Consider the following 23,591-nt stretch of genomic DNA (forward strand, 5'->3'; position numbering starts at 1 on the left):
CAGGCGGTTTTTCAAAGCTCAGTGCGGGGGCTGCGAGAGGTCTTTCGCCGTTTGACGGAGCAGCACATTCAAGATGCGCCGTTCGTCCTCTTTTTGAAACAGGGCCGGCTCGCTGGCTGCATAGCGGCGGATGCAAAGCTCAGGGTGATGGTCGAGGGTGCCGCTGCGCAACAGGGACAAGGTAAACGCGGCGTCGGCGAGCAGGAAGCCTTCGCCGGGATAGGAAGTCGGATAGCCGATCGATTTTAAAAGTTTCGCCGGGAGCAGCGGCGGGGCTGTGCGGTGTTCTTTTTTGAAGCGGCTGAGAAAGCGCGTTTTGGAGCGGGTGTTGGCACCGGCCACCGTGCGGATCACGCGGTCGCCTTGCGGGGTGTTTTCCCACAGTTCAAGGTCGCCGTAGACGCCGACGGTGCGGGAAGGGGCTTTGGCTAGTTTTTTCTCCATCAGGGCGATCTCGCCGCGCTCGAAGCGGTCACCCGCCTGCAGGACCAGCGCATTGCGCCCGTTGATGTGCGGCAGGGCGAGGTTGACGAGGCGGGATTTGCCGCAGGGAATGGAGGGGGTGAGCACGCGCAGAGAGAAACGGTCGGGCCAGTGTTTGAGCGAAAGTGCTCCCGGATCATAATACGGATCATCGGCGAGCAGCAGGCAGTCGATGCTGACGCCTTGCTGGCGCTGGATGCTCTGGAGTGATTTTTTGAACAGGGTGTTGTCGAGTCCATACAGCAAAAGGGAGGTCGATGGCAGGAGATCTTTGGCCCTGAAGCGAAGTGTGGAAAGATCGGCAGTAGGGTTTCGTCTCATGGGAACCTCCTGTGGTTTGTCAATTGGTTATACTATATGTGGACACGGGGACAGACGGAAACCCTGTCAAACGCCCGAAGTTGCGGCGGGGAAGAGATAGGAGCAATGCTGATGGCGACACATGAACATCCGATGGAGTATTTGCTGTTTTTGAAATACGTGAATGAAGTGGATTATTTTGAAGCGCATGAGGTGCTGGAAGGATATTGGCACAGCGACCGGATCGATTTTTATAAAGGGCTGATTCAACTGGCCGTCGGGCTGTATCATCTCAATTCGGGCAACACGGCCGGATTTCGGCAGCTGCTCACCCGCGCGCGGCAGCTGTTGATGCCGTATGCGCCGGAGTTTCGGGCGCTGGATGTGAAGCGGGTGCTCGCCTATGTGGACGACTGTCTGGAACGGGTGCCGAACGTGGTGGAGATGGAGCGGGAAGACGTGAAGCAGTTGGGGGTGGAGCCGATTCAGTTGTGGCTGGAGGACGGGACGCCGATTCCTGAAGTCGTGCCGCCGGAGTTTCTGGATGGTGAGGAAGCGGATGAGTAAGGTCAAGGTGCTTCCGCACGACAAGACGGTGGACGTGCGCGACGGCGTGCTGTTTCTGGCTGCCGTCCGCGCGGCGAAAGCGGTGCTGCCGAGCAAATGCGGCGGGAACGGAGCCTGCGGGACGTGCAAGCTGCAGGTGGAGTCGACCAAGCAGCTCGACCCGCCGACCAAGACGGAGTCGCGGATGCTGTCCGCGCGGCAGATCCAGGACGGATACCGCCTTGGCTGCCAGGCCAAAGTCAGAGGCGACGCTGTGGTGACCCTGCCCGAGGACCCGCTGCGCCGGGTCATCCGGATGCAGTTGGAAGCGGCGCGGCGGGAAGAACGAGGGGAATAGTGGAGGCACTCCGTGAGGGAGTGTCTTTCGTTTTGGGCTGAAGCCCGATTCCATATCAAAAAGAAAACGCCTCTGCAGCAGGCAGAGGCGTTAGAAAGTTAGGCTTCCGCCGGCGACAGGGCCGCGGCAGCTTCGTGTTCGAAGTCTTCTTTGTATTGCAGCTGGTACAGGTTGTAGTACATGCCGCCTTGGGCGAGCAGGGCTTGGTGGTTGCCCATTTCGCGGATCGTGCCTTTGTGCATGACGATGATCTTGTCGGCATTTTGGATCGTGGACAGACGGTGAGCGACGACGATGGTCGTTCGATCCTGGGTCAGCTTTTGCAGCGCGTCTTGGATCAGGCTCTCCGTCTCGGTGTCGATGTTGGCTGTCGCTTCGTCGAGCACGAGGATCTTCGGATCGAACGCCAAGGCGCGGGCGAACGCGATCAGCTGGCGTTCGCCGGCCGAGAAGGTGGCACCGCGCTCTAAGACCGGTTCGTCTAATTTCCCGGGTAATTTGTTGATTAACTTGTCGGCGTTGACGAAGCGCACCGCCTCTTCGATCTGCCGGTCGGTGATCGATGGCTCCTGCAGGCGAACGTTGTCGCGGATCGTGCCAGTGAAGAGGAAGACGTCCTGCAGCACGACGGAGATCGCGCGGCGCAGGTCTTCTTTGCGCACGTCTTTGATGTTCACGCCATCGATGAGGATCTCGCCTTTCTGGATGTCGTAAAAGCGGGAGAGCAGGTTGAGAATCGAGCTTTTCCCCGCCCCGGTCGCACCGACGAAAGCGACCGTCTCGCCCGGTTCGATCGTGAACGACACATCGCGCAGCACCCAGTTTTCACCGCTGTATGCAAACCAGACGTTTTTGAACTCGACGCGGCCTTTGATGTTCGGGAACGGCTGGGGCTGGGCCGGGTTCTTGATCATATCGTCGGTGTCGAGCAGTTGGAACAAGCGCTCCGACGAGGCCATCGCCGACTGCAGGATGTTGTATTTCTCCGACAGGTCGTTGATCGGCTGGAAGAACTGCTGGGTGTAGTTGATGAACATGTACAGCACACCGATCTGCAGGGCGTTGTCGAGCACTTTGCCGCCGCCGTACCAGATCAGGATCGCCAAGGCGAGCTGCGCGAACAGTTCCATCGACGGGCGGAAGATCGCAAACGTCTTCAGCTCCTGCCAGCTCGCTTTGAAATACTCGTCGTTCGTTTTCTCAAACTCCTGATGCATCCGCTTCTCTTGGCGGAAGATCTGGATGATGCGCATCCCGGAGATGTTTTCGGCCAGCGTCGCGTTGATCTGCGCCAGCTTGACGCGGGTGTCGCGGAAGGCGACACGGGCGTAATGGCGGTAGATCTGCGAGACGATGATCACGAACGGCACGCAGGCCATCGAGATCAACGCCAGCTTGACGTTGGTCTGGAACATGATCAGGATGATGCCGAGCAGCAGGAACACGTCTTTGAACAGCGTGACCAGCATGTTCGAATACATTTCGTTCAACGCTTCCGTGTCGTTCATGACGCGGGTGACCAGACGCCCGACCGGGTTGCGGTCGAAGAAGGCGAGGGACAGCTTTTGCAGATGGGAGAACAATTGCTGGCGGATGTTGAAGATGATCCGCTGCCCCGTCCATTGCAGAACGATCGTCTGGACGTAGTTGAGCACAAATGAACCGAGGATCAGGGCCAGATAGATCAGGCCGATCGCCACCAGCGCGTCGATCTCGGTGTCTTTGAACAAGTCGACTTCGGCGGCGCTCATCGGAATGCGGTTCGTCTCAGCGCCGGTTGCGTTTTCAACCACCATCACATACTGATCTTGCGCGGCCGTTTCGATGCGGTAGCGCTCGCGGTCGGCGGGCGGTGTTTCGAAATCGCTCTCCCGCACCAGCACCTGGCCTTGGAAGCTGTAATGTTCCTCGTCCGGCAATTCGGCCGGGGAAGAAGCGACAAACTCCGTATGGAACACGTTCATGTGATCGTCGATCGCGACTTTGATCAGGTACGGGCGTGCCAGATCGGATACGGTGATCAACAGGAGCAGGATGATCGAAAGCAGCATCCAGTATTTATACGGTTTCACATATCCGAGGAGGCGACGCATCAGCCGACCGTCATAGGATTTCTCTAATTTTTCTTCTTCATGGATGTTCGACATGCTGTCACCCCCTAGTCGTTCGCTGCGATTTTGTCTTCGAGCAGTTGCTTCTGATAGAGTTCGAAATAGAGGCCGCGAAGCTCCAGCAGCTGGTCGTGCGTGCCGCGTTCAATGATCGTGCCTTCGTCGAGGACGAGGATCTCATCCGCGTCTTTGATCGTCGAGATGCGGTGCGCGATGATCAGCGAGGTGCGGGCTTGCATGATCTGCTTCAAACGCAGCAGAATCTCTTCTTCGGTGTGCGTGTCAACGGCAGACAGGCTGTCGTCGAGGATCAGGATCTTCGGGTTCTTGATCACGGCACGGGCGATCGACACGCGCTGTTTCTGGCCGCCGGACAACGTGACGCCGCGCTCGCCGAGCATGGTGTCATAGCCGTGTTCGAAATCGACGATGTTGCTGTGCACCTGCGCCAAAGCGGCTGCCGCTTCGACTTGTTCCTGCGTGTGACCGTTCGCCGCACCGGAGAAAGCGATGTTGTCGCGGATCGACTTCGAGAACAGGAAGTTCTCCTGCGGCACATAGCCGATGTTTTCGCGCAAGGTGGCCAAAGGCACCCGGGTGATGTCCACACCGTCGAGGTACAAGGCGCCTTGGGGCGCGTTGTACAGGCGGAGCAGCAGGTTCATCAATGTCGATTTGCCCGAGCCGGTGCGGCCGATGATCGCCACCGTCTTGCCCGCTTGAATCGAGATGTTGATGTTGTTCAACACAGGTCTCTCAGCGCCCGGATAGGTGAAGGTGAGGTTCTTGAACTCGATGTTGCCTTCGAGGTCGGTCTTGTCATGGCGCGCCTCTTCACCGTCGTAGATCTCCGGCAGCGTGTGCAGCACTTCGTTGATCCGCTTCATCGAAGCCGCCCCGCGCTGCCACATGTTGATGACCCAGCCGATCGCCATCATCGGCCAGGTCATCAGGCCGAGGTAGGTGTTAAAAGCGACGAAGTCGCCGAGCGAGATCGTGCCGCGCACGACGAGGATGCCGCCGTAGGACAGCGCGATCAGGAAGGACAGCGCCGTGACCAGCTGCACGATCGGGTTGTAGATGCCGTTGACTTTGATCAGGTTGAGGTTGGCTTTGAAGTTCTCGTTGTTTTCCGCCGTGAACTTGTTGATCTCTTTTTCTTCCTGCACGAACGACTTGACGACGCGCACGCCGGCGAAGTTCTCCTGCACGCGGTCGGTCAGCGACCCGAATGCCGCCTGCACCTCTCCGAAGCGGCGATGGATCACCCGCCCGAACAAGGTGACGATCAGCGCGAGGAACGGCATCGGCGCCAGCGCCGCCAAGGTCAGCTGCCAGCCGACCGTGTAGACCATCATGATCAGCGTAAAGGTCAGGACGAACGCCGGGTCGACCGCGGAAAGAAAGCCCGGCCCCAGCGCCTGGCGAATCGCGCCCAAGTCGTTGGTCGCGTGCGCCATCAGGTCGCCCGTCTTGTGATGGTTGAAGTAGTTCGGGGACAAGTTCTGCAGATGCTGATAAAACTTGTCGCGCAGATAGACTTCCGCTTTGCGCGAGTTCCCCATGATGTAGATGCGCCAATAATACCGGGCGAGGGCGGAGAACACCGCCGCGCCAAAAATGATCGCAGCGTACATCAGAATGCCGGAGCGGTCCAGCCCGCCGCCGCGCAGGTCATCGACGAACAATCCAAGCATTTTCGGTGTGATCAAGCCGATCACGTCGACAAAAAAGACCCAGAAGATGCCGAGGAGAAAGGAACTTTTGTGCGCGATGAAAAATTCTTTGAGTGTAATAAATTCTTTCATCATCATCTTCCTTTATGCTAACATTTGGACAATTGCGAGTAAAAAGTCAAAGTTCTGAGGTATTGTATGGTCTACGTATATCTTTTAGAATGCGGGGACGGAACGCTGTACACGGGGATCACACCCGATCTGTGGAAGCGCATCCTCCTCCACGAAAAGGGCAAAGGCGCGAAATACACGCGCGGACGCGGCCCGCTCACACTGCGCTATGTGGAAGTCCAGCCGGACCTCAGCAGCGCCTTGCGCCGGGAGCGCGAGATCAAACGCTTCAAGCGGGTGAACAAAGAGTTGCTGATCCAGTCGATCTGCCTGCTGCCGCCACCAGAACGTTCGTGAGACGAAATAAACGTTCGGAGAAAATGCGCTCTCAGCTGCAGAGCGCATCAAGGGCGGCGGAATGTTAAGCTTGTGGTTCTTCGATCTGGTGAATCTTGAACACGCAGCAGCTGCCGCCTTCGGCGAGGCACTGCGAGCGGTTGACATCGGTGCCGAGCACGCGGCGAAACACGTTCGTCTCGCAGGCGCAGGTCTCAGGATAGACCTTCGAAACTTGCGCGATCGGGCAGTTGTACTCGACGATCTCATAGGAGCCGTCTGTCTTGCGCTCCCATTTGGCGAGATAGCCTTTGCTGTTTTGCATCTCGGCGAGCGTCTGCACCTTCTCCTCCAGCGATTTGCCGGCGAGCATTTCATCCAATTGTGCAGACAGGCGATCTTCGCGCTGGTCGAAAATGGCCTTGATCTTGTCCTCCCCGTCGACGCGGACAATGTCTTCTAAAATGTCCAGCATCAGGGAATGATAATTCTTGGGAAAGAGATCATCCGCTTCTTCCGTCAACTGATACACCTTAGCGGGGCGTCCCATCGGCTGGCGGATGGTGGTCGGGTAGATCAAATTGTCCCGCTCCAGCGTGGCGATGTGACGGCGAATGGCCATCTCGGTGATCCCGATGCGTTCGGCCAGATCGCCCGCGCTCATCGGGCCTTCGGTCCGCAGGATCGTGATGATCGTTTTGCGGGTGTTGGTCTCTTGATTGGACATAAACGTTCACCCTTCCGGAACTATTATGAACAGTATATACGTTTTCGTGCCCGAAGTAAATTTCTATATATAAAAGGTTAGAAAATGGGTGAGAGGCACTCGGGATGGGTAGTTTTGCATTTTGAGAAGCCTCTTGCCAGACTCAGTTCAGTAGCCGATTGAGGAGGAATGTTACGATGCAGAGACTCATGTTGATTCTGCTTGCGATCATGCTTCCGCTCAGCGTGATCGGTAAATTGATGCACTGGAGCGAAGTGGCGCTGTTTGCGATCGCCTGCGCCGCGATCATCCCGCTGGCCGGGGTGATGGGGCGCGCCACCGAAAGCATCGCCATCCACAGCGGCCCGAAGATCGGCGGTCTGATGAATGCGACGTTCGGGAATGCGGTGGAATTGATCATCGCCTTCTTCGCGCTGCGCGAGGGCTTGATCGGGGTGGTGCAGGCATCGCTTACCGGCTCGATCATCGGCAACCTGCTGCTGGTCGCCGGGCTGTCGATGCTGATCGGAGGCATCAAATACCCGCAGCAAAAGTTTAACCGCACGATCGCAGGCACCAACGCGGCGATGATGCTGCTCGGCGTGGTCATCGCGCTGGTCATTCCGGCGATCTTCGGGCTCGCCCACCCAAGCGAAGACGACATCAAGATCTCGATCGGCGTCTCGATCGTCGTGATCGTCCTCTATTTGCTCGGCCTGTTCTTCTCCCTCGTCACGCACCGCAGCCTGTTCAACTATACGGAGGATATGCACGCAGAGGAGGCGGAATGGAGCGTCGGGAAAGCGGTCGGGGTTCTCGCGCTGGCCACAGCGGCCGTCGCGTACGAATCGGAGCTGCTCGTCCACACGATTGAAGCGGTGTCGCAGCAGTTCGGCTGGTCGGAAGTGTTTATCGGCGTGATCATCGTCGCGATCATCGGCAATGCGGCTGAGCACTCCACGGCGATTCTGATGGCGTGGCGCAACAAGATGGACCTCGCCTTGGAGATCGCCGTCGGCTCCTCCCTGCAGATCGCGATGTTCGTCACCCCGGTGCTGGTGTTTCTGTCGCTGATCCTCGGCAACCCGATGACGCTCGTCTTCACATGGCCGGAGCTGGCGGCGATGGTCTTGGCGGTCTTTCTGATCAACTTCCTCGCCCAGGACGGCGAGTCGAACTGGCTGGAAGGCGCGATGGCGCTTGGCGCCTATGTGATCATCGGCATCGGTTTCTACTACCTGTAGCAGCATACACGCCAAAAGGCGCGCACGTTTTGCGTGCGCGCCTTATTAGGTTTCGGCTTAGTATGCGCCGTCAATACCCGGAACGAGCAGGAAGAACAGCACGAAGATGATCAAAAACACGACCGCCCAACGGGTGTAGCCACCAAATACCCCAAAACCATAACCTCCAGCATGACCTGACATGTTACATCCCTCCATTAGGTGTTTGTGGTTGTAGTAGTGGTGCCGTCTTACAGTGATAGTACATGCGGAAAGGGCAATTTTTGTACAAGACAAACGTCTAGCAGGCGCGCCTATTTTGGGTATGAAAAAACCGCAGCCCTGATGAGCTGCGGCGGTGAGTGTTATACGGTTTGCAAACTGCTCAGGATGTTCCGGACATAGCGCTGCGTTTCGCCAAACGGCGGAATGCCGCCATAGCGGTCGACGTTGCCGGGGCCCGCGTTATACGCGGCCAAAGCGGTCGCCACATCGCCGTTGTAGCGGTCGAGCATCTGTTTCAGATAGCGGACGCCACCGTCGAGGTTCTGGGCCGGATCATAGACGTTCTCGACGCCAAGTCCGCTCGCGGTGCCGGGCATCAGCTGCATCAGGCCGCCTGCGCCGACGGAAGACGTTGCATAGGGGTTGAAGCCGGACTCCTGGCGCACGACTGCGCGCACCAGCTGTGGATCTACGCCGTAGCGCTCTGCGGCGTCCTGAATCAGGCCGTCATAATCGGAAGCGCCAAAGCGGGTGCTGAAAGGACCGAGCTGGCCGGTTGCACCCAGCGCAAACGGCAGCCGGAGCGAGCGCTGTGCCGCATCGGCTGCGGAACTGTCGTCGCCTGCGGAAGTGTTCATCCCGGCGAGCAGTTCAGCAAACAGCATGGAGAAATCTGTGCTGGCGGCAGATGTTGTTGTTGAAGATGTGCCGAGCGGAGACACCATTTGCGACCGCATCAAGGCAGCAAGTAATTTAACGTCCATGTTGCACCTCGTTTCCACTGCTGTTTTTAGTTTACTCGAAAACTTTGCTTCGGTAAACTGGTAACAGAGTCAGTCGGAGGAGGAGAGCGCAACATGTGGCGCAGCTTATTAAAATTTTTCGTGAACGGGATCCTGACGATCGTGCCGATCGGTCTGGTGATCTACGTGGTGGTGCAAAGCTTCCAGTTTCTCGACAGCCTGCTCGGGAACTCGCTGCGGGAGAAGATCGGCGACGTGTACGTGCCGGGATTCGGCATTTTGCTCACGCTGGTGCTGATTACGCTGGTCGGCTGGCTGACCACGTACTGGTTCAGTGCGCAACTGATCGGAATCGTCGAGTCGATCCTGCAGCGAATTCCGTTTGTCAAAACGCTCTATAAAGTGATCCGCGAGACGATCGAGTCGTTCGTCGGCGAGAAAAAGTCGTTTTCGAAAGTGGCGCTCGTCACCTTGCCAAACAACCCGATGAAGATGCTCGGTTTCATCACCAGCGAAAATGTGGGCAAGCTGAGCGACGATCTGGTCGACCACATCGCCATCTACGTGCCGCAGACGTTTCAGGTCGCGGGCGTGACGTTCCTCGTGCCGAAGGAGCATGTGGAGATTCTCGATGTGTCGCCGGAAGAAGCGATGCGCTTTATCCTGTCGGGCGGTGTGTCCGGCTCATGAACACAGGCGAAGAACGGGCAGGAGGGGGCTTCGCGTTTGGCCTGGCAGCGCTGCCGTTTCTGTGCAGCATCGGCGGGCTGTTGCTGTGCATCTACGCGCTGGAGCTGCCGTTGTATCTGGCGTTGTTACTGGGGTGGGGTGTGGCGGTTGCGATCGCTGTGTCCCACCGCTTTTCGTGGCGGGATGTTTGGCGCGGGACGTATCAGGGCATGAAGAGCACGCTGCTTGTGATCGGCATCTTGCTGTTGATCGCCGGCGTGATCTCGTCGTGGCTGATCTCGGGCACGGTGCCGGGGCTGATCTATTACGGCATGCAGTTCATCCAGCCGGAATACCTCGTGGTGATGGCCTTTTTGCTGACCGCAGGCACGTCGATCGTGCTGGGATCGTCGGTCGGCACCTTGTCGACGATGGGGGCGGCGATCGCAGGTCTTGGGCTGGTCTTTGGCATCTCGCCGGGGCTGATCGGCGGCGCCTTGATCTCCGGCGCGATGGTCGGCGACCGGATGTCGCCGGTGTCCGGCGCATTTCATCTGCTCTCCTCGATGACGGGGACCAAGCCGGAGCACAACTACAAGCCGCTGCTGTCGACGGGGCTGCCGATGCTCTTGATCTGCACGGGGCTCTTTTTCTGGCTCGGGCACGGCGCCGGTGCGGGGGCGCCGGCCGATCCGCAGAACACGCCGCTGGTCAGCGCCTTGACCGGGCAGTACGACTTGCCATGGTTCGTGCTGCTCCCACCCGCGATGGTGCTGCTGCTCGCCGCTTTGCGGGTGCCGATCCACTGGAACCTGTCGCTTGGCATCGTGACCGGCGCGGTCTTAGCGATCTGGGTGCAGGGCGAGTCGGTCGCGGCGGTGCTGCGCGCCGTCTGGTTCGGTTTTGAGCTGCGCGAGGGCGGCAACTCGCTGCTGCACGGCGGCGGGGTGTGGCCGATGCTCAATCAAGCGCTCCTGATCTTCTGCGCCGGGATGTTAAACGGGGTGATGGAAGCGACCGGCATGATGCAGACCCTGTTGCAAAAGCTGCTCGGGGGCATCGAGCGCTACCTCGGATTGATCGTCTCCTCGATGCTGCTGTCGGTGTCGATGGCGCTGCTCGCCTGCAACCAGGCTTTGGCGATCATCGTGCCCGGCCGCGCTTTGCGCCCGGTCTATGACCGGCTGCAGGTGCCGCCACGCGAGCTGGTGCGGGCGCTCGGCGACTCCGGCGTCGTCGCTTCGGCGCTGATTCCGTGGAACCTGCACGGCATTTTATGCTCGGCCGCGATGGGGATCGCGACGATGACTTTTTTTCCGTATGCCTTCTATTTGCTCGGCCTTCCGCTTTTAACTCTTTTATTGTCCATTTGGAAGAATCGATTGAATTCTAATAGGATTACGACGATTCTCAATTGACAAGCGCTTTCATAGTTAGTAAAATTTAAAGTGGATGGGGTTATCTTTTGTGATCGCAATATTTTGTGTTGCACGAGAGAGAAAGAGGGGGATCTAAATGAAAAGGAAGAGCTACAGTCAGTCGCTCGCTGATCTGAAAGGCCGCGGTATTCGTCTGACACCGCAGAGGCAAATCATTCTGCAGTATCTGAAAGAAACCGAGGAGCATCCGACAGCCGAGCAAGTGTATCACAAAATAGGGGAACAGTTTCCGGGCATTTCGCTGGCGACTGTGTACAACACCTTGAACATGCTCAAGGAATTAGGGGTAATCCGCGAATTGTCGTATGGAGATGTCTCCAGCCGTTACGACGGCAACGATTCGGAGCATGCACACCTGGTGTGTGAACATTGTGCCCAAGTGCTGGACATCGCATCTCCGCCGGAAGAGGCGGTACTCACCAAGAATGTACAACAAGCCGGATTTACGGTGTCTTCATATCGCTTGGAGTATTATGGAACTTGTGCGTCGTGTGCGCAAAGCGCGCCGTACCAAAAAGATCACGCTTCGTAAGTCACATGATTCCATATGCATGAAAGGGCCTGCACAGGGGTGTGCAGGCTCTTTTCTTGGAGCTGCTTTATCTGGTACAATGGAATTATTATAAGAATTCACATACTGGTGAGGTGAAGCGAGATGCTGAGAAGCTCGTTTACAGAGTCCCTCGCTGATCTGAAGTCTCGCGGCGTGCGTCTGACACCGCAGCGGCAGATGATCCTGCGTTATTTGAAAGAGACGCACGAACATCCGACAGCCGAACAGATTTATCATCAGGTCAGCCAGGAGTTTTCCGGAATCAGCATGGCGACCGTTTACAATACCCTGCACCGTCTGAAGGAGCTTGGCGTGATCCGCGAGCTGTCCTACGGTGACATGTCGAGCCGCTATGACGGCAACGACTCGGAGCACGCGCATCTGGTCTGCGAAGGCTGCGGCAAGGTAAGCGACGTGCCCTGTCCGCCGAAAGCAGCGCTGGAGACGCCGGAACTGGCTGAGCTTGGCTATGCGGTCGGTTCGTACCGGCTGGAGTTTTACGGCATTTGCCCGAGCTGCCAGGCGCATGAGGTGCGCCCGCAGGATTCTGAGCTGAACTAAAGCGTCCCGTCCGTGCGGCGGGGCGTTTTTTATCGGATGCGTTTTGAGGGGACATGGTTTTTGCAGGACAAGCGTTTGGCGTGGAGAGGAGCAGGCGAGGATGGGATACGTGTTTGTGGTCGCTGCGATGCTGATCTGGGGCAGCGTGGGGATCTTTGGCCGCTGGGCCGACCAGCCGGCGACGGTGATCGTGCTGTACCGCGTGCTGTCCGCCTGTGTGGTGCTCGGCTTGTATCAGGCCGTGCGCGGCGGCGGGCTCAAGCGAGCCTGGCAGGAAGCGGCCGGGCAATACGCGTGGGTGATGTTTGGCGGTGTGGTGCTGGCTTTGAACTGGATCTTCTTCTTTCAGGCGGTGCAGATGACGTCGCTGGCCAATGCGGTGCTGTCCTACTATGTGGCACCCGTGTTGGTCACGCTGCTCGCCCCCGTTTTGTTAAAAGAAAAGCTGGAGCGGCGCACGCTCTTGTTTGTCGGGATGGCCTTCCTCGGGACGCTGATCATGAACCCGCTCGGCGAAGTCGGCGGCGATCATCTGCTCGGCATGCTCTCGGGCTTAACCGCCGCGTTTTTCTACGCGATGGTGACGATCTCCGGGAAAAAAGTGACCGGGATGCAGGCGCACACGCTCGTGCTCTGGCAGACGGGAACGGCGACCCTCGTGCTGCTGCCTTACGTGCTGTGGCAGGGGATGGCAATGCCGTCGCTCCCGTCGCTCGGCGTGATGGTGACGATCGGCTTGGTGCATACGGCGCTTGCGTTGACGCTTTATTTCCTCGGTCTGAACCGGGTGAAAGTGCAGCACGTCGGGGTGCTCGGCTATCTCGATCCGGTGAGCGCGATCTTGTTTGCCTACCTGTTTTTTGGCGAAGCGCCGAGTATGGAAACCTGGATTGGTGGCATCCTAATTCTGGTAAGTTCCTATTTGATTTTGCGCAGCAAGGAAACGGGAGGACATCTCGATGGCAGCCGAACAGAAGCGCAGAATGCGACCGATTGAAAAAGGGGTCTTGTACTTCATCCTGCTAGGCGGTCTGGTCGGCGTGGGATTCATGTTTTATTTGAATGCGCACGTCGACGACTGGAAGGTGCAACTGAACAGCAACATGGACAGTGAAAAAGCCCAATCCCTCCGCTAGCTGAGGGATTGGGCTTTTTCTGATCAGACCCACTCCATGATGATCAGGTCGCCGTGTTTGATCGGTGTGAGAAAGGTCGCCGGCAGCGCGTTGACGGTCAGCTTCAGGTCGAGCGCGCCGGGCGGGCGTTCGTCTTCGATGCGGATGTAGCGGAACAGGTCGCTCAGCACCGGCTGCCATTCCGGCGTCTCGGCCGTTTCGCCGCCCTGCGGCTGCCGGTTGAAGAGCAGCGTGTCTCCGTCGCGGACGAGGTCGTCGAGCGATGCCGGTTTGCCGTTTACGTAGATCGGCGGGCGCGGACCTTCGAGGTTGATCGGGCGGTTGTTGCAGAGCACGCCGATCGTCAGCCCCGGATGCAGGCTCTCGTCATAGAAGAACCGCACGTTGTAGATCGGGTCGGGCGCCGGGCCGAACTGCAGCATGTCACCGCTGTGCACCGGCGTCTCCAGCGCGGCCGCCGCGTCGTTGAGCAGCAGTTCATACGGCTGGTGGGGCAAGGTGACGCTTTCGCCGTCGAGGGTGACCGTAAAGCCGTGCGGGCGGTCGAGCAGTTCCAATTCCCATGCTTCGAGATCGGGCAGCGCCTGCAGGACGTGCTCCACCGTCCGCGGGCGTTCGACGGTGATCTTGGCGCGGTCGAGGACCGGCGTGTCGGGTGCGGCCAGCTCGCCGTTCATCAGCAGGCGGGCCGGGAGCATGTGCTCCTGGCCGCGGAAAAACACGGTCAGCGGCTCCGGCAGCAGATGGGCAGGCAAGATGTCGGCGATCACGGCCGACGCATCTTCCCCGGACACGCCGCCGAGCACTTCCAGCTCGTCGCCGTGCTGGATGACATCGTCGAGCTTGGCCGACTGGCCGTTCAAGAGCAGTTGGGCCGGGGTGCCGAGCGTGCCGCGGATCACTTTCAGTTCGCCTTGCACCTCTATGCTGAGTGCGAGGCCGGGGCGTCCGTGCAGTTTGCGGATGTCGACATCGGCGGCGATCAGCGCGTCGCCGACGGTGATCTGGCGGAACTCAAACAGGCGCAAGGACTTGCCGTTGACGCGGATCGCCACCGAGGAGACCGGGTGCTGCAAGGCAGCCAGGGCGATGCCGATCGGCGTGACAGCCTGCGGGCCGGAGAGCGCTTCGTGCTGGGCGGCGAGCTGTTTGATCGCATCGGTGCTGCGGATCGCAACGCGCTCCTTGGGCAGCTTGAGCTCGGCGGCCAGCAGCGGGGCGAGCATCGGGGTTTGCGAACCGCCGCCGACCAGCATGACGGCGGCGGGCGCTTTGTGGTTGAGCTTGAACACTTCATAAGCGATCTGGGTGGCGAGGCTGCGCACCTCTTCCTGAATCGACTCGATCACATCGCGCGCAGGCAGGTCGTATTCCATGCCCAACACGTCGGAGAACTGCACCTGCTCCTCGGTCATCAACTGGCGCTTGAGCAGCTCCGCGTCCGGAAAGTCGAGCAGGTGTCGCTGCGACAGCGCTTCGGTGATCTCATCGCCCGCCACCGGCACCATGCCGTAGGCGACGACGGTGCCTTCGGCGGTCAAGGCGATGTCGGACGTGCCGGCGCCGATGTCGACGAGCACGAGGTTCAGCTTGCGCATCGACGGCGGGATCAGCGCGTTGATCGCCGCGATCGGCTCCAAAGTCAGCGCCGCCATCTCGAGGTCGGCGCGCTCCAAAGCCATCTGCAGAGAGTCGATGACGACGCGGGGCAGGAAGGTGGCGATGATCTCAACGCTCGCTTTCAGGCCGAACTGGTCTTCGAGCGAGCCGATCACGCTGTCGTCGAGCAGGTAATGCACGACGGTGTAGCCGACACAGTGATAGCGGGCCGCATCGGGCGCCATCTCCTGCAGTTGACGCTCCGCCTGCTGGACGGCGGTAAGCTCCAAGGCGAGGATGACGTCGCGGGTGACGCGCTCGCCTTGGATGTCGCGGTCGACGCGGGTGCGGATCGTTTTCAGAGCGCGTCCGGCCGCGGCGACTGCTACTTTGCGCAGCGGGCCGGTCGTGCGCTCCAACTCCGTTTTGACTTGACGAATCACATCGGCGACGAGGGCGACGTCGTGGATCTGCCCGTCGAGCATGGCGCGGGTGACGTGCTCCTTCTCCACGGTGGCGGCGACTTCGAGCAGCCCGGCGCCGTTGAAGCGGGCGACGAGGCCGACGACGGTGCGCGTGCCGATGTCGAGTGCAAAGATCTGTTCATCCTGCGAGTGGTGCTGGGTCAAGGTCAAGACCCCCTTTTCCAAAAAGATTATCGGGTGATGACCGAGAAGCCTTTTTCCTGCAAGCGCTTCAATATCCGGTCTTGATGCGCATGGTCGCGCGTTTCGATGTCGATCTCCACTTCCGCTTCGCCGAGCATTACGCGCGAGCCCATGCGGTGGTGCTGAATGCCGATGATGTTGGCGCGCTCGGTGGCGAAGATGCCGAGGATCTCCTGCAGCACGCCCGGCTTGTCGGGCACGGTGGTGTTGATGCGCAGGTAGCGTCCCGCTTCGACGAGGCCGCGCTCGATGATGCGCGACAGGAAGTTCACATCGACGTTGCCGCCGGAGAGCAGCACGGCCGTCTTCTTGTCGCGGAAGGGCAGCTTGTCGTACAGCGCGGCGGCGAGGCCGGTCGCGCCAGCCCCTTCGACGACCAGCTTGTTGCGCTCGATCGCGAGCAGCATGGCGCGGGCGATCTCCTCTTCTTCGACGGTGACGATGTGGTCGACATACTGTTGGGTCAGCTGGTAGGTGATGTCGCCAGGGCGGCGCACGCAGATGCCGTCGGCGATCGTGGCGACCGTCTCCAGCGTGCCGATCTCGCCTTGGTCGATCGAGGTCTTCATGCAGGCGGCGCCGGCCGCTTCCACACCGACGATCGTGATGTCCGGCTTGGCGAGCTTGGCGGCGAGCGCGATGCCTGCGATCAAGCCGCCGCCGCCGACCGGCGCGACCAGCACGTCGATGTCGGGAAGTTGCTCCAGCACCTCGAGCGCGATCGTGCCTTGTCCGGCGATCACCGCCGGGTCGTCAAAAGCGTGGACGAATGTCATGCCGCGCTCCTGCTGCAGCTCCAGCGCTTTGGCGTACGCTTCGTCGTAGTTGCTGCCGTGCAGGATGACTTGCGCGCCGTAGCGGGCGGTCGCTTCGACTTTGGAGAGCGGCGCTGCTTCCGGCATGACGATGATGCAGGGGATGCCGGCGTTATTCGCGCCGTACGCGACGCCTTGGGCGTGGTTGCCCGCCGATGCGGCGATCACGCCGCGCTGGCGCTCCGCTTCGGTCAGCGTGGCGATCTTGTGGAACGCGCCGCGAATCTTGAACGAGCCCGTCTTCTGCAAATTCTCCAGCTTCATATAAATCTGGTTGTGCGACAAGTCGGAAAACGTCTTCGAATAGTCGAGCGGCGTGTTGTGGATGACGCCTTGTAAATTGGCGCGGGCAGCGAGAAAATCGGTCATTGTAAGCAAGAGGAAAGCACACCTTTCTGTGAGGACACTTCTATTGTCAATGGTTTTTTTATGTGCTATAATCAGGGTTAAAATTTGTCACTTTGACGTGGTGCAGTAGGAAAGCCCAGACAAAAGCTGACAAGTTTCCCCTTCATTCTACCATGAAATTCACGCATGAAAACAGCGTTCGGGAGGCATCGGTTCATGTCACAAGAAATTTTGAACAACGTGCGGAAAAATCTGTTTGCGATCAAGCCTTACAGCCCGGGCAAACCGATCTCCGACGTGAAGCGGGAGTTTGGCTTGACCGATGTCACCAAACTGGCTTCGAACGAAAATCCGCTCGGCCCGTCACCGAAGGCGCAGGCGGCGATCTTGGCAGCGGTGGCGAATGTGAACCGCTACCCGGACGGCGGCGCGGTCTCTTTAAAAGAAGCGCTGAGTGCCAATACAGGCATTCCTACGGAGCAGATTCTCGTCGGCAACGGGTCGGACGACCTGATCAAGCTGACGTCGGAGACGTTTTTGCATCCGGGCGATGAGATCGTCGTGCCGTCACCGTCGTTTTCGCAGTATTGGTTCGGCGCGCAGCTGATGGACGCCAAAACGGTGGCGGTGCCGCTGACTGCCGGTTTTGAGTACGACTTGGAAGCGATGCTGAACGCCGTGACGGAGAAGACGAAAATTCTCTATCTCTGCTCGCCGAACAACCCGACCGGCACGTACCTCCGCGAGGCGGATCTGCAGCGCTTTCTCGACCGGGTGCCGTCCCGCGTCCTGGTGATTCTCGACGAAGCGTACAATGAATACGTGACTGAGGGCGATACTGCACAAGGAATTGATTTCCTGAAGCGGGGGTACAATGTTCTTGTCATGCGCACGTTCTCAAAGATGTACGCGCTGGCGGGACTGCGCCTCGGCTACGTGCTGGGCCGTTCGGAAGTGCTCGATGCGATCAACCGCACGCGCGAGCCGTTCAATGTAAACATGCTGGCACAGGTCGCCGCGGTGGCCGCACTGGACGATGCGGAGCACGTGGAAGCGTCGCGGCAGCTGAACCGGGCAGGATTCGCACAGCTGCAGGCCGGGCTCGGCCAGCTCGGATATGATGTGGTGCCGACCCAAGGGAACTTCCTGATCTTTGATACCAGACTGGATGACAACAAGCTGTTTGACGCTCTTTTGCGCGAAGGGGTGATCACGCGCAGCGGGACTGCGCTCGGGATTCCGGGCTATCTGCGCGTTTCGATCGGGCTGCCGGAAGAGAATGAGCGCTTCCTTGCCGCATTCGAAAAGGTGGTTTCCAGCCTCGCGCAAAAGGTGTAGAATAATATTTGACTTGATCTACTTATGAGCTGAGGAGAGTGAGATGAGCATGAGCAAAGTGAGATTTGAGGAATTGCGTGCGCAGTTGGATGAGGTGAACCTCGAGATTCTGGAGGTGCTGAACCGCCGCGCCGAGTTGGTGTCGGAGATCGGTCTGCTCAAGAGCGGCAAGGGGACGGAGCGGTTCGACCCGATCCGTGAGAAGGAGATGCTGGACAAGGTGGTCGAAGCGAACAAGGGCCCGTTCCCGGATGATACGATTCGCCATCTGTTCAAGCAGATCTTCCAAGCCTCGCTTGGGCTGCAAGAAGAGGAGAAGAAGTCGCTGTTGATCTCCCGCAAGAACAAATCACAGGATACGGTCGTCCAGATCGGACCGCTGACGATCGGCGCCGGAAATCCGGTGATCATCTCCGGGCCATGCTCGGTGGAGACGGAAGGGCAGATGGAAGCGGTCGCTTCGCATCTGCAAGGCGAAGGCATTCTGCTGCTGCGCGGCGGCGCGTACAAGCCGCGCACCTCGCCGTATGATTTCCAAGGCCTGGGCAAAGAGGGACTGAAGATCCTGAGCGCGACGGCGAAGCGCCACGGCATGGTCTGCGTGTCGGAGATCGTCGCACCGGAAGATGTGGAAATGGCCTGCGAGTTTCTCGACGTGATTCAGATCGGTGCCCGCAACATGCAGAACTTCGAGCTGCTCAAGGCGGCCGGTTCGGTGCGCAAGCCGGTACTGCTGAAGCGCGGGCTGTCGGCGACGATCGAAGAGCTGCTCTACGCGGCGGAGTACATCGCGTCGCGCGGCAACGATCAGATCATCCTGTGTGAGCGCGGCATCCGCACCTATGAGAAAGCGACGCGCAACACGCTCGACATTTCGGCGGTGCCGATCTTGAAGCAGGAGACGCATCTGCCGGTCGTCGTCGACGTGTCGCACTCGACGGGGCGCAAAGACATCATGTTCCCGATCGCCAAAGCCGCGCTTGCGGTCGGAGCGGACGGCCTGATCGTCGAAGCGCACAACGAGCCGGCGGTCGCCCTGTCTGACGCCAAGCAGCAGCTCGACTTGAATCAGTTCAGCACGCTGATGAACCAGCTTCGTGAGAGCGGGTACCTGAAGGACACGGTCAACGCGAAGTAACAGTGTAGGATATGAAAAGCCCTGGCCGCCGCGTCAGGGCTTTTTGCGTGGAGGTGTGGAGCCAACGAGCCATGCTCGCAGCGGCGCTTACAGCGGCGCGAAGGCAAATACGTGCGCATGCAAAAAAGAGCCCGGCGGTCTTCGCCGGGCTCTTGCTGATATTAGCGTTTGCGGAACAGGGAGATCAAGGCGACGAGCAGGGCAGCGCCGGACAGGACGAACGGCCAGGTGTTGCTGGTGCTGGTCTCAGCAGCTTGCTCACCGGCTGACGCTTCCTCGCCGTGTTTGTGCTCCGTACCGGTGCCGCTGGTGCCGCCGTGGTGGTCTTCGCCGGCAGCCGCCTGGGTCAGGGTGGTGACAGACGCCGGATTGTCTGAGTCGGGCGCGCCGGCCCACTCGACGACGGTGTTGTCCGCATAGGTCTGATATGCCTTGAAGACCAGCGTACCCTCCCCGGCTTCTTTCGGGTTGGCGCCGACGAATTCAAACTCGACAAACTCATGTTGCTTGATGCCGCCGCCTGCCGGAGCGGTCCACGTGATCGCTTTGTTCACGCCTTCGGGATCTTTTTCAAACTCGTAGCTCCAGCCGGCGATCGGCTTGACGGTGGAAACTTTCATCCCCGCCGGGAACTCGACTTTCACTTTTGTGGTGTTGATCTCTTTTTCAACCGGCACGCGCACGGTGTATTTTTCATAAGCGCCCGTCTTGGTCTCTTTCGGCCAGACGGTGACGTGCGCAGAAGCGGTCCCCGCAAGCAGTGTAAAAGCAGCAGTCGTGATCACAGCAGCAGCGATCTGTTTCATTTTCATATGATAATTCCTCCTCAAAGTCAGGGATAGGCGATCATGCTCATGCCAACGCCCGCCAGAATCACCAGCAGGCCAAAGATCCATTCGATGCGCAGCAGCGGGTAAGACAGCCCTGCCGCATCTTTCCGCCAGCGCCGCGATTGTACGAGCGCAAGCGCCAGCATGACGGCCATCAGGCTGATCTTGCTGAACAGCAGCCCGCTCCACAACGTCCCGGCGGCCAGCACTGCGCTCCAGTCGGTCTGCACGGCGACCATCAGCACGCCCGACAAGGCGACGAGCAGCGAGGAGCCGAGAAACACGCGCAGGAAGAAGGAGCGGAAGCGGCTTTTTTCAAGGAGTTGCCGCCAGAGCAGCAGCAGATAGAGCAGCCCGCCGAGCCACAGCGCGATCGACAGCAGATGCAGCATGCGCAGGGCCAGCGCCAGCCAGACCGGCTCGATGGCGAGCGCATGTCCGCTTTGCGCCATGTTCAGCGTGAGCAGCGTGAAGAGCAGCGCCGGCCAGCTTTTCATCATGCCGGGCACGGCGAGCAGCACGAGCAGCAGCAGTTGCAACAGCACCATCACCAAAAACGGCGTTTCGGTCAACAGGCCCAACTCGCCCTGCAGGAACACGCGTTGCAACGCATTTTCTTCCAGCATGATCAGGGTGGTGATAAGCTCGCCAAGCGACAAGAGCAGCAAGAGTGCCCAGCCGATTTTCTTCCAGCGCCCGAGCAGGTCGGACGCCTGCGGCACCTCCATGCGCCGGGCGTACAGGGACAAGAGATAAAGTCCCGTCGCGATCAGCACCATGCTTTCGGCCCCGTCGTGCGCGACCACGTGCAGCGTTTCGACCGTCTTGTTCTCGCGAGTGCCGTCTTCCGCGATCGGTGCGATGTCTGCGGAGACATGTCCCAGCGCAAATGACAATTCGCCGTTGATCAGATGGCCGTCCTCGGAGATGATCGACCAGCGCAGGCGGTAACTGCCTGGCTCGAGATCAGAAGGCAGCTCGGCATACGTTTCGGCCGCGTTGCCTTTGGTCAGTTGGGGCGGGGGCAGTTCGATGCGTTCCGCCTCCCAGTTATAAAGGTTCAGCTCGATAAGTTCGGGGGATAATGTTTCGCTGAACAGCAGCTTCACCGTGCCCGGATTCTGCTTCAGCACCGCCCCTTCCACAGGCGTGCTTTGCACAAGCGTGGCATGGGCGAAGGCCGGGGTGGTGAACAAGCAGAGAAACAGCAGGCACAACCCGAGCAGCGCGCTTTTTTTCATGGCGTCATCCCATTTCGTATGTGTGATCGGTATGACTTTACTATACGTGCGAGGGACGGGGGTCTGTATGGCTCTATCGGGCTATCTTTGTGAACGGACTTTACCGCTTTGTGAACATTTTCAGATAGATGGATTGACGGAAACCTCCATTCGATGGAAAATGAAACCGAAAGAGGTGAGATGATGGAAATAGAATTGATCTCTGTGCTCGCATTCGGTTTCTTGCTTGGGATGAAGCATGCGATTGAACCGGACCATGTCATTGCCGTGTCAACGATCGCATCGCAAAGCCAAAAGCTGTGGCGCGCTTCGCTGGCCGGGGTGTTCTGGGGCATTGGCCACACGGCGACCCTGTTTGTGGTCGGCCTGCTGCTCATGCTGATGAAAAATGAAATTCCGGAAACGCTGGCGATGACGCTGGAGTTTGCGGTCGGCATCATGCTCGTCTACCTCGGGCTGAACGCGGTGTTCCAATTCCGCAAGCGCAAGATTCACGCCCACTCGCACACCCACGGCGGCGTGGAACACAATCATTTTCATTCGCATGAACAGGTATCCGCTCATGAACATCCACATCCTCGCGTCTCCTATCTGAAATCGGTCTTTATCGGCTTTGTTCATGGTTTGGCTGGCAGTGCGGCCATGCTGCTGTTGACGCTGGAGACGGTGGACACCGTCTGGCAGGCGATGTCGTTCATTCTGGTCTTTGGCCTCGGCACGGTCTTGTCGATGCTGCTGTTCACGACGGCGATCTCCGTTCCGTTCCTGATGACGCAGGACAAACCGCGCTTCCACAGCGTGCTGATCCGCACGACCGGCGCGTTCTCCGCAGTCTTTGGCGTGTATTACATGTACGGCGTCGGAGTCACCGACGGACTGTTCAAACTCTGGTTCTCTTAAATAGCTTCAGTATCGACAAAAAAGCCATGATCTTTTCACAGATCATGGCTTTTCCCGTTGAAATCCGTGCCGCACCGCATAGGCGGCAAGCTGCACGCGGTTGTCGAGGCTTAATTTGTCGAGAATGTTCTTGATGTGGTTCTTGACGGTGTTTTCGGCGATCACCAGCCGCTCGGCGACTTGTTTGTTCGTGTCGCCGCCGGCGACGCAGGCCAGGATCTCCCGCTCGCGCCCGGTCAGGACGGCAGGCGAAGGCTCGTTCGGCGCTTTTTCCGATCGGAAGCTGTGCATCAAACGGCCGGCCATCTCGCGGGGGATCTCGCCGTTTTCATCGAGCAGGGTGTGCAGGTAGTGCATCCAGTCGTCCGGGTCGAGGTTCTTCAGCAGGTAGCCTTGGGCCCCGTATTGGATCGCCGTGAACAGGTCGGCCACATCGTCCGACACGGTCAGCATGACGATCTTGACGGCGCTGTTCGCCTTCTTGATCAGGCGGGTCGCTTCCAACCCGCTCAACTTCGGCATGTTGATGTCCATCAGCACGAGGTCGGGCGACAGTTCGGCGCAGAGCTCGACCGCCTCCTGCCCATTTTTTGCTTCTCCAATCAATTCGAACGGTTCCACGCCTTCGAGCAGCGTTCGCACGGCGTCGCGGGACAAGGGATGATCGTCAGCGATCAGCACGCGGCAGGTCATCGTCCCAGCCTCCCTTTGCATGAAGTAAACAGCAACTGCGTCCCGCCTGACGGGGTACCGGTGATGTCGAAATCGGCGCCGAGCTTCTGTGCCCGCTCCTGCATCATCGTCAGGCCATACCCTTGGCGCGCTTCCAGCGGAGCGGCGATCCCGCGCCCGTCATCGGTGATCGCCAGCTGCCAGCCGCCTGTCGCCGTCTCCTGCAGCGTCAAGTCGACCTGCTTCGCGCCGGAGTGCTTGCGAATGTTGGCAAACGCCTCTTGGATGATGCCGAACAGCTGCACCTGCTCCGTCGCGGTAAAACGGTCATCGGGCAGCCCCAGCCGCGGCGTGACGTCGATCCCGGTCAAGGTGGTGAAGTCGCCGAGCCACTTTTCCAGCCGCAGCCGCAGCGAACTGCCTTCTTCCGGCAAGGCGCGGAGGTTGAAGATCGCCTGGCGCACCTGCTGGTCGATGGTGGCGACGGCTGCGCTCGCTTCGTCGAGGCGGCCTTTTTTTAATTTCACGTTCAGGAAAAACAGGGTCTGGGCGATGCCGTCATGGAGCTCCTGCGCGAGGCGCTCCCGCTCCTCGTACACGGCGCGCTTGGCCTGTTCTTCGGCGAGGCGGGCGTTCATGCGCTCGAGCATGCGGAACATCCAGGTGGCGAAGAGAAACGATAAGATCAAGGTCAGGATCGTGATGTAAAGATTGCCTTCTTCCATCGTCATCACATCGAGCAGATAATCGTGCCGGATGTATTCGAAGCCGCCGATCAAAAAGGTCGGCAGCAGAATGCTGAACATCTTGAGCGTGCGGTACGTCATAGCAACCGTCCTTTTTGTCAGAATCGCTTCTAACGTACC

At 59.2% G+C, this 23,591-nt stretch carries 25 protein-coding genes; 13 read left to right on the forward strand and 12 right to left on the reverse strand.

The genetic code is table 11. From position 1 onward, the window contains the following. Positions 1 to 18: 18 nt before the first annotated feature. On the reverse strand, positions 19 to 804 hold the full coding sequence (locus EV586_RS13140; protein ID WP_132945571.1) for a hypothetical protein: 786 nt from the start codon (positions 802 to 804) through the stop codon (positions 19 to 21). A gap of 111 nt (positions 805 to 915) precedes the next feature. On the opposite strand from EV586_RS13140, the gene EV586_RS13145 reads away from it, so the two are divergent. Continuing rightward, a complete protein-coding gene (locus tag EV586_RS13145; protein ID WP_165898590.1) occupies positions 916 to 1,350 on the forward strand; it encodes a DUF309 domain-containing protein in 435 nt (144 codons plus the stop codon). Next, the gene (locus tag EV586_RS13150) at positions 1,343 to 1,687 is read left to right on the forward strand and encodes a 2Fe-2S iron-sulfur cluster-binding protein (protein ID WP_165898591.1); all 345 of its coding nucleotides are present in this window, start codon (positions 1,343 to 1,345) and stop codon (positions 1,685 to 1,687) included. The genes EV586_RS13145 and EV586_RS13150 overlap by 8 nt, the downstream gene beginning before the upstream one ends. Positions 1,688 to 1,785: 98 nt before the next feature. Here EV586_RS13150 and EV586_RS13155 read toward each other — a convergent pair whose 3' ends face one another. Together EV586_RS13155 and EV586_RS13160 are read right to left on the reverse strand one after the other, a co-directional pair. Continuing rightward, on the reverse strand, positions 1,786 to 3,834 hold the full coding sequence (locus EV586_RS13155; protein WP_132945574.1) for an ABC transporter ATP-binding protein: 2,049 nt from the start codon (positions 3,832 to 3,834) through the stop codon (positions 1,786 to 1,788). Between the two features lie 11 nt (positions 3,835 to 3,845). Beyond that, a complete protein-coding gene (locus tag EV586_RS13160) occupies positions 3,846 to 5,606 on the reverse strand; it encodes an ABC transporter ATP-binding protein (protein WP_132945575.1) in 1,761 nt (586 codons plus the stop codon). A 66-nt stretch (positions 5,607 to 5,672) separates the two neighbouring features. On the opposite strand from EV586_RS13160, the gene EV586_RS13165 reads away from it, so the two are divergent. After that, positions 5,673 to 5,942, forward strand: a complete 270-nt coding sequence (locus EV586_RS13165) for a GIY-YIG nuclease family protein (protein ID WP_132945576.1) — start codon at positions 5,673 to 5,675, stop codon at positions 5,940 to 5,942. A 64-nt stretch (positions 5,943 to 6,006) separates the two neighbouring features. Here the strand turns inward: EV586_RS13165 and EV586_RS13170 are convergent, their stop codons facing one another. Next, positions 6,007 to 6,648 carry a helix-turn-helix transcriptional regulator gene (locus tag EV586_RS13170; RefSeq protein ID WP_132945577.1) on the reverse strand — a complete coding sequence of 214 codons (642 nt, stop codon included), beginning with the start codon at positions 6,646 to 6,648 and terminating at the stop codon, positions 6,007 to 6,009. Positions 6,649 to 6,824: 176 nt separating this feature from the next. Between EV586_RS13170 and cax the strand changes: the two genes are divergently transcribed. Next, entirely contained in the window at positions 6,825 to 7,871 is a 1,047-nt protein-coding gene (gene cax / locus EV586_RS13175; RefSeq protein ID WP_132945578.1) for a calcium/proton exchanger, read from the forward strand. Between the two features lie 57 nt (positions 7,872 to 7,928). Here cax and EV586_RS21625 read toward each other — a convergent pair whose 3' ends face one another. Both EV586_RS21625 and EV586_RS13180 read right to left on the reverse strand, forming a co-directional pair. Then, a complete protein-coding gene (locus EV586_RS21625; protein WP_279388298.1) occupies positions 7,929 to 8,054 on the reverse strand; it encodes a hypothetical protein in 126 nt (41 codons plus the stop codon). Between the two features lie 161 nt (positions 8,055 to 8,215). Beyond that, entirely contained in the window at positions 8,216 to 8,839 is a 624-nt protein-coding gene (locus tag EV586_RS13180) for a lytic transglycosylase domain-containing protein (protein WP_207893904.1), read from the reverse strand. Positions 8,840 to 8,932: 93 nt separating this feature from the next. Here EV586_RS13180 and EV586_RS13185 point away from each other — a divergent pair, with 93 nt between their 5' ends. The 6 genes from EV586_RS13185 to EV586_RS21180 all read left to right on the forward strand — a co-directional run bounded on the left by EV586_RS13185 (position 8,933) and on the right by EV586_RS21180 (position 13,176). After that, positions 8,933 to 9,508 carry a DUF502 domain-containing protein gene (locus tag EV586_RS13185; protein ID WP_132945579.1) on the forward strand — a complete coding sequence of 192 codons (576 nt, stop codon included), beginning with the start codon at positions 8,933 to 8,935 and terminating at the stop codon, positions 9,506 to 9,508. Then, the gene (locus tag EV586_RS13190) at positions 9,505 to 10,905 is read left to right on the forward strand and encodes a Na+/H+ antiporter NhaC family protein (protein WP_132945580.1); all 1,401 of its coding nucleotides are present in this window, start codon (positions 9,505 to 9,507) and stop codon (positions 10,903 to 10,905) included. The genes EV586_RS13185 and EV586_RS13190 overlap by 4 nt, the downstream gene beginning before the upstream one ends. A gap of 97 nt (positions 10,906 to 11,002) precedes the next feature. Beyond that, positions 11,003 to 11,458, forward strand: a complete 456-nt coding sequence (locus EV586_RS13195) for a Fur family transcriptional regulator (RefSeq protein ID WP_132945581.1) — start codon at positions 11,003 to 11,005, stop codon at positions 11,456 to 11,458. A 123-nt stretch (positions 11,459 to 11,581) separates the two neighbouring features. Then, a complete protein-coding gene (locus tag EV586_RS13200) occupies positions 11,582 to 12,040 on the forward strand; it encodes a Fur family transcriptional regulator (RefSeq protein WP_132945582.1) in 459 nt (152 codons plus the stop codon). Positions 12,041 to 12,140: 100 nt separating this feature from the next. Next, positions 12,141 to 13,037: a DMT family transporter gene (locus EV586_RS13205; protein WP_132945583.1), complete on the forward strand. Its 897-nt coding sequence runs from the start codon at positions 12,141 to 12,143 to the stop codon at positions 13,035 to 13,037. Continuing rightward, complete coding sequence (locus tag EV586_RS21180) at positions 13,000 to 13,176, forward strand: hypothetical protein (protein WP_165898592.1); 177 nt, start codon at positions 13,000 to 13,002, stop codon at positions 13,174 to 13,176. Before EV586_RS13205 ends, EV586_RS21180 begins: the two co-directional genes overlap by 38 nt. 23 nt (positions 13,177 to 13,199) lie before the next feature. Here the strand turns inward: EV586_RS21180 and EV586_RS13210 are convergent, their stop codons facing one another. Both EV586_RS13210 and ilvA read right to left on the reverse strand, forming a co-directional pair. Further along, a complete protein-coding gene (locus EV586_RS13210; RefSeq protein WP_132945584.1) occupies positions 13,200 to 15,404 on the reverse strand; it encodes a cell division protein FtsA in 2,205 nt (734 codons plus the stop codon). 26 nt (positions 15,405 to 15,430) lie between these two features. After that, positions 15,431 to 16,636, reverse strand: coding sequence for a threonine ammonia-lyase (ilvA, locus tag EV586_RS13215; protein ID WP_132945585.1), 1,206 nt, complete (start codon positions 16,634 to 16,636; stop codon positions 15,431 to 15,433). Positions 16,637 to 16,822: 186 nt separating this feature from the next. On the opposite strand from ilvA, the gene hisC reads away from it, so the two are divergent. Together hisC and EV586_RS13225 are read left to right on the forward strand one after the other, a co-directional pair. After that, complete coding sequence (gene hisC, locus EV586_RS13220) at positions 16,823 to 17,944, forward strand: histidinol-phosphate transaminase (protein WP_132945586.1); 1,122 nt, start codon at positions 16,823 to 16,825, stop codon at positions 17,942 to 17,944. Between the two features lie 49 nt (positions 17,945 to 17,993). Continuing rightward, positions 17,994 to 19,082 carry a bifunctional 3-deoxy-7-phosphoheptulonate synthase/chorismate mutase gene (locus EV586_RS13225; protein ID WP_132945587.1) on the forward strand — a complete coding sequence of 363 codons (1,089 nt, stop codon included), beginning with the start codon at positions 17,994 to 17,996 and terminating at the stop codon, positions 19,080 to 19,082. A 161-nt stretch (positions 19,083 to 19,243) separates the two neighbouring features. Here EV586_RS13225 and EV586_RS13230 read toward each other — a convergent pair whose 3' ends face one another. After that, a complete protein-coding gene (locus EV586_RS13230) occupies positions 19,244 to 19,894 on the reverse strand; it encodes a YcnI family copper-binding membrane protein (RefSeq protein ID WP_132945588.1) in 651 nt (216 codons plus the stop codon). A 20-nt stretch (positions 19,895 to 19,914) separates the two neighbouring features. Further along, positions 19,915 to 21,153, reverse strand: coding sequence for a copper resistance CopC/CopD family protein (locus tag EV586_RS13235; RefSeq protein WP_132945589.1), 1,239 nt, complete (start codon positions 21,151 to 21,153; stop codon positions 19,915 to 19,917). Positions 21,154 to 21,336: 183 nt separating this feature from the next. Between EV586_RS13235 and EV586_RS13240 the strand changes: the two genes are divergently transcribed. Continuing rightward, positions 21,337 to 22,053 carry a HoxN/HupN/NixA family nickel/cobalt transporter gene (locus EV586_RS13240; protein ID WP_132945590.1) on the forward strand — a complete coding sequence of 239 codons (717 nt, stop codon included), beginning with the start codon at positions 21,337 to 21,339 and terminating at the stop codon, positions 22,051 to 22,053. 42 nt (positions 22,054 to 22,095) lie between these two features. Here the strand turns inward: EV586_RS13240 and EV586_RS13245 are convergent, their stop codons facing one another. Continuing rightward, entirely contained in the window at positions 22,096 to 22,746 is a 651-nt protein-coding gene (locus EV586_RS13245; RefSeq protein WP_132945591.1) for a response regulator, read from the reverse strand. Then, positions 22,743 to 23,552 (reverse strand): sensor histidine kinase, encoded by an 810-nt coding sequence (locus tag EV586_RS13250; RefSeq protein WP_132945592.1) that lies wholly within the window; start codon positions 23,550 to 23,552, stop codon positions 22,743 to 22,745. Before EV586_RS13250 ends, EV586_RS13245 begins: the two co-directional genes overlap by 4 nt. Between the last annotated feature and the right edge of the window lie 39 nt (positions 23,553 to 23,591).

Source organism: Tumebacillus sp. BK434 (assembly GCF_004340785.1).
Taxonomy (GTDB): domain Bacteria; phylum Bacillota; class Bacilli; order Tumebacillales; family Tumebacillaceae; genus Tumebacillus_A.

Bases quoted from the DNA above. Each gene is read 5' to 3' on its own strand.
- EV586_RS13140 (WP_132945571.1), bottom strand. From the start codon at position 804: ATGAGACGAAACCCTACTGCCGATCTTTCCACACTTCGCTTCAGGGCC.
- EV586_RS13145 (WP_165898590.1), top strand. From the start codon at position 916: ATGGCGACACATGAACATCCGATGGAGTATTTGCTGTTTTTGAAATAC.
- EV586_RS13150 (WP_165898591.1), top strand. From the start codon at position 1,343: ATGAGTAAGGTCAAGGTGCTTCCGCACGACAAGACGGTGGACGTGCGC.
- EV586_RS13155 (WP_132945574.1), bottom strand. From the start codon at position 3,834: ATGTCGAACATCCATGAAGAAGAAAAATTAGAGAAATCCTATGACGGT.
- EV586_RS13160 (WP_132945575.1), bottom strand. From the start codon at position 5,606: ATGAAAGAATTTATTACACTCAAAGAATTTTTCATCGCGCACAAAAGT.
- EV586_RS13165 (WP_132945576.1), top strand. From the start codon at position 5,673: ATGGTCTACGTATATCTTTTAGAATGCGGGGACGGAACGCTGTACACG.
- EV586_RS13170 (WP_132945577.1), bottom strand. From the start codon at position 6,648: ATGTCCAATCAAGAGACCAACACCCGCAAAACGATCATCACGATCCTG.
- cax (WP_132945578.1), top strand. From the start codon at position 6,825: ATGCAGAGACTCATGTTGATTCTGCTTGCGATCATGCTTCCGCTCAGC.
- EV586_RS21625 (WP_279388298.1), bottom strand. From the start codon at position 8,054: ATGTCAGGTCATGCTGGAGGTTATGGTTTTGGGGTATTTGGTGGCTAC.
- EV586_RS13180 (WP_207893904.1), bottom strand. From the start codon at position 8,839: ATGGACGTTAAATTACTTGCTGCCTTGATGCGGTCGCAAATGGTGTCT.
- EV586_RS13185 (WP_132945579.1), top strand. From the start codon at position 8,933: ATGTGGCGCAGCTTATTAAAATTTTTCGTGAACGGGATCCTGACGATC.
- EV586_RS13190 (WP_132945580.1), top strand. From the start codon at position 9,505: ATGAACACAGGCGAAGAACGGGCAGGAGGGGGCTTCGCGTTTGGCCTG.
- EV586_RS13195 (WP_132945581.1), top strand. From the start codon at position 11,003: ATGAAAAGGAAGAGCTACAGTCAGTCGCTCGCTGATCTGAAAGGCCGC.
- EV586_RS13200 (WP_132945582.1), top strand. From the start codon at position 11,582: ATGCTGAGAAGCTCGTTTACAGAGTCCCTCGCTGATCTGAAGTCTCGC.
- EV586_RS13205 (WP_132945583.1), top strand. From the start codon at position 12,141: ATGGGATACGTGTTTGTGGTCGCTGCGATGCTGATCTGGGGCAGCGTG.
- EV586_RS21180 (WP_165898592.1), top strand. From the start codon at position 13,000: ATGGCAGCCGAACAGAAGCGCAGAATGCGACCGATTGAAAAAGGGGTC.
- hisC (WP_132945586.1), top strand. From the start codon at position 16,823: ATGTCACAAGAAATTTTGAACAACGTGCGGAAAAATCTGTTTGCGATC.
- EV586_RS13225 (WP_132945587.1), top strand. From the start codon at position 17,994: ATGAGCAAAGTGAGATTTGAGGAATTGCGTGCGCAGTTGGATGAGGTG.
- EV586_RS13230 (WP_132945588.1), bottom strand. From the start codon at position 19,894: ATGAAAATGAAACAGATCGCTGCTGCTGTGATCACGACTGCTGCTTTT.
- EV586_RS13235 (WP_132945589.1), bottom strand. From the start codon at position 21,153: ATGAAAAAAAGCGCGCTGCTCGGGTTGTGCCTGCTGTTTCTCTGCTTG.
- EV586_RS13240 (WP_132945590.1), top strand. From the start codon at position 21,337: ATGGAAATAGAATTGATCTCTGTGCTCGCATTCGGTTTCTTGCTTGGG.
- EV586_RS13245 (WP_132945591.1), bottom strand. From the start codon at position 22,746: ATGACCTGCCGCGTGCTGATCGCTGACGATCATCCCTTGTCCCGCGAC.
- EV586_RS13250 (WP_132945592.1), bottom strand. From the start codon at position 23,552: ATGACGTACCGCACGCTCAAGATGTTCAGCATTCTGCTGCCGACCTTT.